Annotated in this window: 7 protein-coding genes; 5 read left to right on the forward strand and 2 right to left on the reverse strand. The window is 54.5% G+C overall.

Going from position 1 to position 12,505, the window contains the following annotated elements:
* Positions 1-194: 194 nt before the first annotated feature.
* Positions 195-1,142, reverse strand: a complete 948-nt coding sequence (locus tag KP705_RS07325; protein WP_046900090.1) for a LysR substrate-binding domain-containing protein — start codon at positions 1,140-1,142, stop codon at positions 195-197.
* Between the two features lie 190 nt (positions 1,143-1,332).
* On the opposite strand from KP705_RS07325, the gene KP705_RS07330 reads away from it, so the two are divergent.
* From KP705_RS07330 to KP705_RS21120, 4 genes are all read left to right on the forward strand, one after another.
* Positions 1,333-2,991, forward strand: a complete 1,659-nt coding sequence (locus KP705_RS07330; protein ID WP_046900091.1) for an MFS transporter — start codon at positions 1,333-1,335, stop codon at positions 2,989-2,991.
* A gap of 18 nt (positions 2,992-3,009) precedes the next feature.
* A complete protein-coding gene (locus KP705_RS07335; RefSeq protein WP_046900092.1) occupies positions 3,010-4,086 on the forward strand; it encodes an HlyD family secretion protein in 1,077 nt (358 codons plus the stop codon).
* 8 nt (positions 4,087-4,094) lie between these two features.
* Positions 4,095-5,600 (forward strand): efflux transporter outer membrane subunit, encoded by a 1,506-nt coding sequence (locus KP705_RS07340; protein ID WP_046900093.1) that lies wholly within the window; start codon positions 4,095-4,097, stop codon positions 5,598-5,600.
* Between the two features lie 315 nt (positions 5,601-5,915).
* Positions 5,916-7,718 (forward strand): GGDEF domain-containing phosphodiesterase, encoded by a 1,803-nt coding sequence (locus KP705_RS21120; protein WP_046900094.1) that lies wholly within the window; start codon positions 5,916-5,918, stop codon positions 7,716-7,718.
* 85 nt (positions 7,719-7,803) lie between these two features.
* Here the strand turns inward: KP705_RS21120 and KP705_RS07350 are convergent, their stop codons facing one another.
* Complete coding sequence (locus tag KP705_RS07350; protein WP_064273657.1) at positions 7,804-10,068, reverse strand: TonB-dependent receptor; 2,265 nt, start codon at positions 10,066-10,068, stop codon at positions 7,804-7,806.
* A 169-nt stretch (positions 10,069-10,237) separates the two neighbouring features.
* Here KP705_RS07350 and KP705_RS07355 point away from each other — a divergent pair, with 169 nt between their 5' ends.
* Entirely contained in the window at positions 10,238-12,505 is a 2,268-nt protein-coding gene (locus KP705_RS07355) for a TonB-dependent receptor (RefSeq protein WP_215764242.1), read from the forward strand.

The following is a 12,505-nucleotide window of genomic DNA, read 5'->3' on the forward strand; positions in this document are numbered from 1 at the left end:
CAGTCGCCAGCCTTGATCACCCGGAACGATCCCGTCGCCATCACCGCATTCAAGCGGACGGCTTATTCGGAAAATGCATTCCTACAAGGCCATGCACATCACATCTGCATGCCGAAACTGGCGCTATCTTCCTCAGAACGAGTGCGAATGCAAATGATTCTCAACAATAATATAAAATATTCTTCAAACACATCTCATATAGTGCGAATTCGCCACAGTTCCTGCCGCACGGCATGATGCACTGTTTCACGCAGCCAGCGGTGCAACTGGTCCGTGTCAACGCGTGGATGCCAAGCCTGAAAAGGCCGAACGGGCGGCAGTTCGAAAGGAAATTCGAAGCTGTCCAACCCCATGCGTTCAAGCGGGAAACGCTCAATAACCGTTCTAGGCAAAGGCAGAATGAGATCAGTTTCGCCAATGGCCGCGATCAGAGAATGATAGGTCGGCACAACCATCGCAATCCGACGTGACAACCCGTAGCGTTCCTTCAGAACCGCATCGATCGGTCCGTTCGAGCGGCCTTTTCTGGACACACTCACATGGTCGTACGCGGCCAGAGACTGGGGCGTTATTTTATCCTTCAGGATAGGATGCCCTTTCCGGACCAGCGCACTAAACGACGTTTCAAACAGGGTTTGCCGCATGATTTCCGGGCTCAGCTCATCCGTCGCGCCAATATAAAGATCAATCTTGTTCGCCCGCAGGGCTTCGCTGGCCGTTCCTTCGGATTCCGGCGAGAACACGATCCGGCAGTCAGGGCACTCTTTTTGCAGCGCTTGAAGAATGGGCCGACCGAATGCTCCCACCACAATATCATTCGCCCGAATAGTGAACTTCGGGGACATGGCTTTCAGGTTCAGCGTAGCGCCATCATTGAGAAGGTCATCCGCTTCCCGAACGAGCGTCTGCACACGATCCCGGATACGGTTCGCAAAGGCCGTCGCCACCATACGTCGCCCGGACATGACAAGGATCGGATCCCCGAACACGGTCCGTAAACGCGCAAGATGTCGGCTCATGGCGGGCTCACTCACCTTGAGACGCCGCGCCGCAAGGGAGACGCTCTGCTCTTCCACCAGCACCTGCAGGTAACGCAGGAGATCCAGATCATAACGGCGTCCGAGAGACTGCTTGTCTGACATGCGACATCCTTCCTGCGTGTAACAGCAAACGTTCCTGTGAGCATAAACAGGAACCATGCGGTCCAACATACAGAAATGAAAGACTTCTCACTCACCCTTCCGGAAAATGGAATCCTCACTTACCTGAAGTGAGGGTTTTCTGCGGCCGCCATGCCTCGATAGATGCGCTCAGACACCAAGAGAGCAGCTGATGGCATTACCTTCACAAACCGCAGCGCCACCCGCGCAACCGTCTTACATGCCGCCCTTCGGGATGCGCACCCTGATTGGGTGCCTTGGTATGTTGCTGGCCGTTCATGTTGCGGGTTTCAACGAACACATCACCGAAATCGGCCTGTCGGACATTCGTGGCGCCATGCATATCGGCCATGATGAAGGCACCTGGTTCATCTCGACCTACGAGGCCTTCAACATTGCCGCCATGGCTTTTACGCCATGGTTTTACATGACGTTCTCGATCTATCGTTTCTCGATCTTCATGACGGCGGTTCTGGCTCTTCTGGCCATTCCTCTGCCCTTCATGCCGGACATGATTTCCCTGTGCTTCCTTCGTGCCGCACAGGGATTGAGCGCCGGATGCCTCCCCCCCGTCCTCATGACAGTAATGCTCAAATACCTGCCGCCACCCATCAAGGTGTTTGGCGTAGGTGGATACGCCATGAGTGCGACATTCGGCCCCAATCTTGGCGGCCCTCTGGAAGCCTTGTGGTTCGAGCATTTCGGCTGGCACTGGCTCTACTGGGAGGTCATTCCCCTCAGTGCCATTGCCATTGCGATGATGGCCTACGGTCTCCCCAAAGACCCAGTGCATCTCGAACGGTTCACGAAGTTCAACTGGCGCGGCTTTTTCATTGGTGTGCCATCCATTCTCTGCGTGGTCACAGTCCTTTATCAGGGCGACCGTCTGGACTGGTTCCGCTCTCCAATCATTTCTCATCTGACGTTCTGGGGCGGTGCGCTGTTTGTGGGGTTTCTATTCCACGAATGGCATCATCACAGCCCGTTCTTCCGACTTCAGTACTGGAAGAACCGGAACATTGCGATGGCCATGCTGACCCTTGTGGGCGTTCTGGTCATCTGCGGTCTGATGATGGAAATTCCGTCCACCTATCTGGCGGAAGTCCGTGGATACCGTCCATCCCAGACGGCGCCCATCGCGCTGATGGTGGCTCTGCCACAACTCATCATGCTTCCCTTGACGGCAGCCCTCTGTAACATGCGCTCGGTGGACTGCCGTTATCTGCTCGGCATTGGTATGAGCTGCCTTGGGCTGGCTGCGTTTCTTGGAACCTGGCTGACACCGGACTGGGTGCGGGACAATTTCTATCTTCTGCAGGGCCTTCAGATTGTGGGGCAGCCCATGGTGGTCATTCCCGTCCTGATGCTGGCCACGATGTCTCTCGGACCGGCGGATGGACCGTTTATTTCCGGCATGGTGAATATGCTCAAGGGCATGGCGAACGCTGTTGCTGCAGCCCTTTTCGAAGTCTTGCTTCGCCGGCGCGAGCAGTATCATTCCAACATGCTGCTGGACCGTTCCGGTAATAACGCGACGTCTCTGTCAGGCATGGGAAACCCGATTGAAAACGCGATCCAGAACACATCTCCAGATACGACGCACGTCTCCCGGAATGCGTTGGAAATCTTTCATGACTATCTGCATGAGCAATCTGTCGTGCTCGCTCTGGCCGATATCTATCTCGTCGTTGCGGTGGTGTGCGCAGCCTACGTCGTTCTGGCCATCATTCTGCCAAAACGCGTCTATCCACCCGGCAAAGGTCCGGCGCCCAAACCCGCTCCTGTTTCTACTCCTGTTCCGGCGGCTCCCCTTTCCGCCCCCGCACATTAAGATCCGGATCTCCCAAACATGATATATGGAAAGCCTCTTCTTCTCGCCGGCTGTGCAGTCGTGGTTCTGACCGGACTGGCCTGGAGTGCCGATCGTTTCTTCGTGGGTGACGGCGTTCATCAGAAAACCAATGACGCATATGTCACGGCTGACTTCACGACCGTTGCGCCCAAGGTTTCGGGCCGGATCGATCGTGTTCTGGCAGAAGACAACGAAAACGTTCACGCTGGCGAAGAACTCGCCCATATTGAAGACGACGACTATCGCGCAGCCCTTGCTGCCGCCAAAGGCGACGTGGCGGCCGCAGAAGGCGATGTAAGCAACCTTCAGGCCATGCTGGCTCGCCAGGACAGCCTGATTGCGGCCGCTTCGGATACTGTTAAAGCCGACGAAGCCAGTCTGGCCTTCGCCCAGCAGAACGCCACCCGCTATCACAATCTTTCCGCAGGTGGAGCCAGCACGCTCGAGCAGCAGCAGGGCGCGGATGCCCATCTTCGGGAAGCGATGGCCACTCTCGCCCGAGACAAAGCTGGTGTTGATAGTGCTCAACAGCAAATTCCGGTTCTTCAGGCTCAGATCCAGCGTGCACAGGGCGCCTTGCTCAAAGCGCAAAGTGCAGAGCATCAGGCAGAGCTGAACCTGTCTTACTGCACCATTCCAGCACCGGTAGACGGCATTGTTGGTGAGCGTGGCGTGCGCGTCGGTGCATACGTGCATCCGGGCACAGGTCTACTGGCCGTGGTTCCCGTTCAGAAAGCCTATGTACTGGCCAATTTTCAGGAAACCCAACTAACGAAGATGCAAACTGGTCAGCGGGCAACCGTCTGGGTTGATACCTTCCCCGGCCATCCGCTCCACGCACATGTGGATAGTCTGGCCCCAGCAACCGGCGTCGCCTTCGCTGCGATTCAGCCGGATAATGCCACGGGCAACTTCACGAAGGTGGTCCAGCGAGTGCCCGTTAAACTGACATTCGATGCAGGTCAGCCTCTGGCGGCCAAGGTTCGTGTCGGCATGTCTGTTGAAGCGGAAGTGGATACGGCTTCACAGCCGGAAGGCCCGCATGCCCGTGACAACCGTTACGCCTGGCAGTGAGACATCCCATGCGCCTTTCTCTTTTCTCCCGGGCCACAGCTCTGCTGACCGTCACGGCCCTGACTGCGTGTACGGTCGGACCGGATTACCACGCCCCACCAGATCACGCGCCCGCGCAATATCATCAGAGCGTCACACCAGCCGCGGATCATCCGACGCAGGCTGCACTCGATCCACAATGGTGGCGTCTCTACAACGACCCGGTGCTGACACAGCTTGAAGCTGACGTGGCTCGCAACAACCTTGATCTGCGAACAGCAGCCCTGAATCTGGCTGAAAGCACCGCAGAACGACGGATTGCCAGTGCCGCGCAAATGCCCCGCCTGGATGGAGCAGCGTCCTACGCACGGGAGCGCGCCAGCACCAACGGTATCCTTGGACTTCTGGGAACAACCGAGCAGGCCAGTCCCGGCGATATTGCCAGTGGCGCGCAGGGATTTGGCCCAGCCGCCGCTGATGGCGCGAAGGGCAATCCCTCTTTCAACCTTCCCCAATACGGTCTGAGTGCCTCTTGGGAAGTTGATTTCTGGGGGCATGTCAGGCGGCAGGTTGAAGCCGCCACAGCGGCCATGCATGCAACGGAAGACATGCAGCGCAACGTGCTTGTCTCCCTCATGGCGGAGACCGCACAGGACTATATTGCGCTCCGCAATGTGCAGGCACAGATCGCCATTACCCAGCAGAGCATCGAGATTGCCCATCACAGCGTGGACCTGACAACGCTGCGCTTTACACAGGGAACTGCCACCAAACTGGATGTCGCCTATTCCCGTGGACAGATGCACAGCTTCGAAGCGCGTCTACCCCCTCTGAAAAGCCAGAGCGTGCATCTGATCAATGCACTCAGTTTCCTTGTGGCACGTGAACCCGGTGCCTTGGCCAGCACACTGAACAAACCGGGCATTATTCCGCCCGTCCCAACCAACATTCCAACGGGCCTGCCATCTCAACTCGCGGACCGGAGACCGGATATTCGCGCGGCCAAAGAACGTCTTCATGCTGCAACGGCGAGTATCGGTGTGGCGATTGCAGACTTCTACCCGCGCATCACATTGTCCGGCAGCTTGGATATTCAGGCACTCCAGTTCAGCGGACTTGGATCATGGGCCTCGCGTCAGTACGGCTTTGGCCCAACCATGACATTGCCCCTCTTTGAGGGCGGCCGTCTGACAGGACAGTTGCACCTTCGCAAGGCCCAGCAGAAAGAAGCCGCCATTGCTCTGCAGCGCACAATCCTCCGCGCATGGGAGGAAATTGACGATGCCATGACGGACCTCAGTACAGCTCAGGACCGCCAGAAACGGCTTGAAGAAAGCGTTATCGAGAACGAAACAGCCGTTCACATTGCCCAGCTACAATACAGTCAGGGTGCGGGCGACTTCCTGAACGTTCTCACCGCGCAAAACGCGCTTCTTGCAACACGCAGCGCCCTTTCCGAAGCCAGAGCAGGTGTCTCTGTTTCAATGACACACCTTTACCGCGCTCTGGGGGGCGGTTGGGAAGGCTCTCTTTAAACCGCTCCGGGTATTCCCAAGACACTCTGTCGTTTGGCGCAACACCAGCCGGACGACAGATATGCCCCTTTTCGGGGTTTCCTGTGCTCAGGAGAAATTCAGCAAATCCATGAAATACCGTGCTCTCAGGCCCTTCTGTATTTCCCAGACAGCTATTTCTGGCGAACAGAACGGTTTTGCCTTAACGCTTATGAGATGAAAAAAGGTCTTTTTGTGATATTATCTTTCAGATATACCCACGCAAAAGCACCTTGTTAGTATTTTTTTAGTGTTTTCTCGCGACACTCGGATTTATGGTCAAGCGGGACAGGCTTAGTGAACACCTTTCAGGAACAGAATTTCGGAACTTATCTTGAATCACTTCAGGCATGGTCCGAAAGTTCTCACGATTCCTTTGTTCTCCATGCTCTTGATTGCTCGGCTATTGTTGCCGTAACGAATACTAAAGGAAAAATTCTTTCCGTTAATGAAAAATTTGTCGAAATCAGTGGCTATTCCAGGGCTGAACTGATTGGACAAGACCATCGAATGCTTCATTCTGGCGTTCATGATTCCAGTTTCTTCCAGAAAATGTACCGGACCATTGCGCAGGGTGGTGTCTGGCATGGTGAAATCTGCAACAGGAAGAAAAACGGAAAACTATACTGGGTTGATACGACGATTGTTCCCCGATGCAATGAAAAAGGGAAAGTCATCAATTATGTGGCTATCCGCTTTGACATCACTGCTCGAAAACGTGCCGAACAACGCCTGACAGCCAACCGGCTGAAATTGCAGGAAGCCGTTAACACTGACTTCCTCACCAACATTTCCAATCGCACATCATTCTCACAATACCTGAAAGTGCTCTTCGCCCAGGAACATCCGGACGATCGACATTTCTGCCTGTGCCTGCTCGATATCGATACGTTCAAGATTATCAATGATACATCAGGCCATGAATCCGGTGACCGGCTGCTCAAAAAAATTGCAGGTCGTCTGAAGACCTTTCAATCTACCGACTGTTTCATTGCACGGATTGGTGGCGACGAATTTGCCATCATCATGGTCTCAAATGAGCCAGAGATATTTGAAATCAAGCTCCATAAAATTCTTGAAGCCATGCGATTTCGGTTTCGTAGCGGAAGTTTGACGCATTTATGCAGCGCCAGTCTGGGATATGCCGTTTCAAAACTGAATGACAGTCGAAAACGCGAAATTCTACGCTGTGCAGACCTTGCACTTTATGAAGCCAAAGCAGACGGCCGCAATAGAATCAAAAAATATGCTCCTTCCATGAAAGAAAAAACGGAGCGTCGGTCGCGGCTACGGACAGCCATGCAGGCCGCGTTAAAAAAGAAACAGTTCAAACTTTTCTATCAGCTTGTCCTCCCTTTAAATCAGGAACGCCCTCCCTCTTTCGAGGCTCTCTTACGGTGGGATCATCCAGAGCGCGGTCTTCTCAGCCCGCAATATTTTTATGATGCTTTCGACGATGCCGAGCTCAGTATTGCAATTGGGAATTTCGTGCTGCGACAGGCTCTCACGGACATCCGGTATCTGCTGCAACACAAGATTCCTTTTGACCGCATTTCCATCAACGTAACGTCAGATGATTTTCGGGATCATAATTTTACGGAACGGCTTTTCCGTGAAATGAAGAAATATGCTGTTCCGGCTGAAAAACTGACAATCGAGATTACGGAAAAAATTCTTTTCGGCCAGCACAACCAGCATATTCTGGATGAACTCAAGAAACTCAATCGCGCAGGCGTCCAGATTTCACTGGATGACTTCGGAACCGGATTTGCGTCTCTGACCCATCTCCGAACCGTGACGTTCGATCATATCAAGATCGACCGCGTCTTTACCTCAGGCGTCACAGAACGCGGTATCGATACAGCCATTATCCAAGGCGTTATCGATATTGTTCACAGCATGAACCGTGTTGTTGTGGCTGAAGGCGTAGAAACAGCTGAGCAAGCAGAAGAGCTGCGTCTGATGGGATGTGACTTCCTGCAAGGCTGGCATTTTTCAAAAGCCGTTCCCTTGTCTCAAATCCCACACGTTCTGAACATGGATGGCCCACCCTGGATCAGAAGTGAATCGATCGTCCCTGAAATGGACGTTGCAGAATAGGCCTTTTCAGCCGCTTTCCATACAAAAACGGAGGCAAACTGCTTTCGCAGCTGCCCCCGTTTTCAACTCTGGATAGCTCAGACGATCAGAACCGCTGATCAATACCGGTCAGGATTGTACGGCGCAGACCATACTGTGGCGCACCAACACCAATTCCACTGCCATCACGCAGAAGATACGTCTTGTCGAACAGGTTCGTCACATCCAGACGAACCTGCGTCTGCTTCAGGAACGGAACGTGGAACAGATCCTTGAAAGACTGGACCAGCGACAGATTGAACGTCGCATACTGCGGGACAGAAGCACCATTCGGCGTCGCTCCATCCGCTCTCAGACCGCTTCCATAAACCATCGTTGCTGACAGACGCAGCGGATGACCCGTTCTGTAGAAAGCCGTGTAGCTCGTCCCCGCAGAAGCCGTCCAACGCTGGTCATGATCAAGGTGAACCCAGTGTTTCTTGATGTATGAGAGATCGTCCGGATCGAAGTTCCATTCACCAGACACCACATCCTTGCCGATGGCGCGCGACCAGGAGAAGTTGCCGTAAACACTGAAAGCACCACGTGTGTAGTCTGTGGAGAACTCGTACCCGTGGACCTGGCCACGACGATAGTTAAACACAGACAGAATAACCGGGGAGCCGAACTGCCCTTCATCGATCATGTTCTTCGCCAGCTTGACGTAGGCATCAAACGATGCGTGCCAGCCCGGTAGAATTGTCTGGGAGAAACCAGCGTCAAAGTAATGGTCGCGCTCAGCCTTGACCGTGCTGTTTTTGTAGTTCGCAGGCTGTGCGGAGGTGCCGGTATATTTGTACAGGGACGTTCCGGTCACGAGTTCAAACGGCGGCGGTGTGAAGTAACGGGAATAGCCCGCATGGAAGGTTCCACCATGCCACGGCTTATAAACGATGTTGATACGCGGGCTGACCTGCTTCGAATGGGTGTATTCATCTACGCCATCAAAACGCAGGCCGTAATTGATGGTCAGATTCTTGATGGGGCGCCATTCATCCTGCGCGTACAGGCCATACATCCAGCCAGTCCGGCCAGAACCATCATGAATGTTGGCAGTATCGCCGGAGTAAACGGCATTGCCGTCTTCATCTTCACCCGTCTGCGTATAAACGGTTGAGTCAGACTTGGACGTATTCCGCTCGACATAGATCTGATAGCCGAAACGGACAGTATGGTTCTTCGCGGCCTGCCAGGTTGCATCCGTCTGGTTTCCGGTTGAGAAAACCGAGCGCGCTGCGCGCTGTGCAATGCCATTATAAACCAGATCGCCCAGTGGATCAGGCGAATAACGCAAGGAACTATACCGCAGCACGGCAGACGTCTGGAAGCTCAGACGTCCCATGTCCTTCTGAAGGGACAACATACCGAAATCCGTGATTTCCTTCTGATGCTCACTCAGGCTGCTACTGTCACCGTTACCATACTGGTTCTGGGATAGAGTACTGCCAAGATAGGACGGATTAGCAAACTGACGCTGCTGGCCCGGATTGTTCGGGAGCTGGTATTCAGCGTTAGACACACCGGCCGTCAGGCTGATCCGGGTATTTTCGTCGACCGTGTAACGGGCATGACCAAGGAAATGATACTGATTGGTCAGATCGTGGATCGCATTGAAGCTGGGGGTCGTATTTTCAATACCAACACGGTTGTGAACATAGTCAGCCGTAGCGAACCAGTCCCACTTCCCCTTGTGACCACCATATTGCAGAGACGGGAAGAAATAGTCGCGCGCACCACCGTAGATGGAAATGCTGCCACCGGGATCGGAATAGCCGTTCTTGGTGTTGATATCGATCACACCGGCCTGAAGAAATCCGTACTCGCTGGGGAGCGCACCCGTCGTCAGGGACATGGAATGTGCGAAGCGGGTCATCAGCGCCTGACCGAAAACACTCATGCCTTCCGGTAGGGCAACGCCATCCAGACGGAACTGAACTTCGTTATGGTCGCCACGAACATGGATCTGGCCATAACTATCCTGCGCAACACCCGGAGCCTGAAGCAGAACGGAGGTAAGCGGGGCATTGTCACCGCCCGGATTGGTCTCAATATCCTGACGGCTAAAATGGTAGGTCGTGGCACCCGTGGAAGACTGGAGCGCATCGCGGGCACGTTCCAGATGGGCATTGACGACAATATTGTCTTCACCCTGACGGCTCGTTTCCGTCACGGTTGTGCCGTGCTGGTCGTCAGAATGACCGAAGCTGGAACGGGACGTTTCCGTATCGGTTGTCGTGCCTGTCGTTGCGTCCTGAGCATATGCCGTACCACACAGGGCAGTCGTGCACCCAAGCAGCAGAATAAAAGATCGAGCAGACACAAAAGGCAGCATGTTGTCCTCAGAAGGCGAAGAAGGTTCTAAGTGCGACTCCTTATTATGTTATATCATAACAAATCAAGCAGAACTGGACCTTTTCCCTCCTGATTGTTGGCTCTGCAGATCACGTGCGGTATAAAAGCCACAATTTCCCATTCTTCCGCTCCCGGAGACCAGTGTCCCCATGTCGTTCCGCAGGGTTCTTCTTCTCGGAGCCAGTCTTGCTGGCCTCCCATCAGCCCTGTGGGCAGCGCCTGCCGCACAACAGCACGACAAGACACCCCGCCACACACACCCGAAATCGGTTAATGCGCAGGCTGATGAGACGATCAAAGTCAGCGTCAAACGAACGGATTTTGCCTTCCAGGCCGCACAGAAACAGCCGGATGCAGACACGCGCCTGACTGCCGAGCGACTGATCGAACGTGGCGTTGTCACGTTACGGGATATTGAACGCGTGGCCCCCAACCTGACGATCCAGTCCATTAACGGCACGGCTTCCACAAATTTCTACCTTCGCGGCGTCGGCTTCAACGATTTCACGCAAAACAACATCCCGACCGTTCTAACCTATTTCGATGACGTGCCTTTCGCGTTTTCAACCATGGCCAGTGGCCTGATGTTCGATCTGGCAGATGCAACTGTCACACCCGGCCCCGTCGGCACCATGCATGGGCAGTCCGACACAGGCGGTGAAGTCCGTTTTCGGACAGCGGACCCGACGAGCACATGGCATTATGGCGCCAGCGAAGACATTGCGTCCTATGCCCGCAGCAGGAGCGAAGCCTATGTGTCCGGCCCCTTGGCAAAAGGACTGGATTTCCGTCTTGCTGGTCAGACGCGACAGGGTGGTGGCTGGCAGACCAATCCTCTCACGGGCGCACATCTGGGGGACGCAGATTCCTGGGCCCTGCGCGGCAAGCTCCGCTGGCGCCCCGATAGCCGCACGACCATCATGCTATCCAGTCATTTCGTGCAGGATAACAGCGAAGTCGTCACCGGCGTTCCGGTCTATCGCCTGATCGGCTCACAGGGCCTGCCCTCACTGGGACGACAGCAAGCTGAATGGTCTCTCAAGCCACAGTTCGCCGCTCTGATCGGCCGCCCCCGCAGCCTCAAACCCAGCGAGCACAACCAGTTCTGGGGTTTTGACCTGCATATGGACCGTGATCTCGGCTTTGCCAAAATCACGTCCATCAGCGCTTTCGAAACGGAACGCCAAGGGGAATATACGGATCAGGACGGCACATCTGCGTCACAGGCGGATACGTACAGAACGATCAGTGCGAACGCATTTACGCAGGAGTTGCGCTTGTCTTCAAACGATCCGAACAGCCGTTTGCAATGGGTTGTCGGAGCATTTTATCAGCGCAGCCGCATGAAACAGCGCTTCCTGTTCGATTACACAGACTACTCGGCCCGTGGCTATATGATGTCCACCAATTTTGGAATGAACCAGGAAAGTACGTCCGAGTTTGGTCACATCAGCTATCGTCTGCCGCATAATGTCACGCTGTTTGGCGGCCTACTACACGAAATCGACGACCGCTCTCTGACAGGTCTGAAATCAGAAATTTTTGGTGGCTCGACACATATTTTCCAGCCTGAAAGCACTGCCTCGGCTCAGTTCGCAGGACAGGTCGGTGTGTCTTGGCAGATGTTGCCGAGTACGATGGTGTATTACAAGCTGAGCAAAGGTTTCAAACCTGGTGGGTTCAGCGCCAATAATACCCAGATTCAGGCCCAGCTCGATCCGTTCGGCCCGGAAACAGTTCTAACCCACGAGGTTGGCTTCAAAAGTGATCCAATCCCGGGAAAGCTCCGCCTGAATGGCGCGGCCTTCTATAATGATTTCCACGGACAGCAGGTTGTCGGGACCGTGATGATCCCGAATTACGGCCCACTCAGCGAAATCACCAATGTCCCAAAGTCCGAGAGCTGGGGCTTTGAAGGCACGGTGGAAATGCATCCGGTCCGACATATCTTTGTCACGCAGAACATTGGCTGGCAGCGTGGCAATTATCAGGATTTTCCGAACGTCAATCGTGCTGCCACAAACGCCTATTATGCCAAGACCGGTGTCTGGAAGGCCATTAACAATAACTTCGCTGGGGTTGATAACGGCCAGCCAAAACTCACCCTGAACGGACAGGCAGAGTGGCGGCAGGCACTGACTGACCATCTGGGACTGGATATTGGCCCGGATTGGTCTTATCGCGGCAGCCAGGCCATTGCCGTAGGAGGCACAGGCTTTTATCGCCTGCCTCCCTATTTCCTACTCGGCGCCCATGCGACCCTGCGCCCCTCATCCGGGCACTGGGAAGCAACGATTTACGCCTCGAACATTCTGAACCGCCAGTATTTCGAAAGCGGAGGAATGGCGACAACAACGTATTTCTACATTCCCGGCACACCACGTTTCATCGGCGGCCGCGTCTCCTGCGGCTTCTGA

This window comes from Gluconobacter sp. P1D12_c, assembly GCF_018812105.1.
In the GTDB taxonomy this organism is placed as follows: Bacteria; Pseudomonadota; Alphaproteobacteria; order Acetobacterales; family Acetobacteraceae; genus Gluconobacter; species Gluconobacter oxydans_A.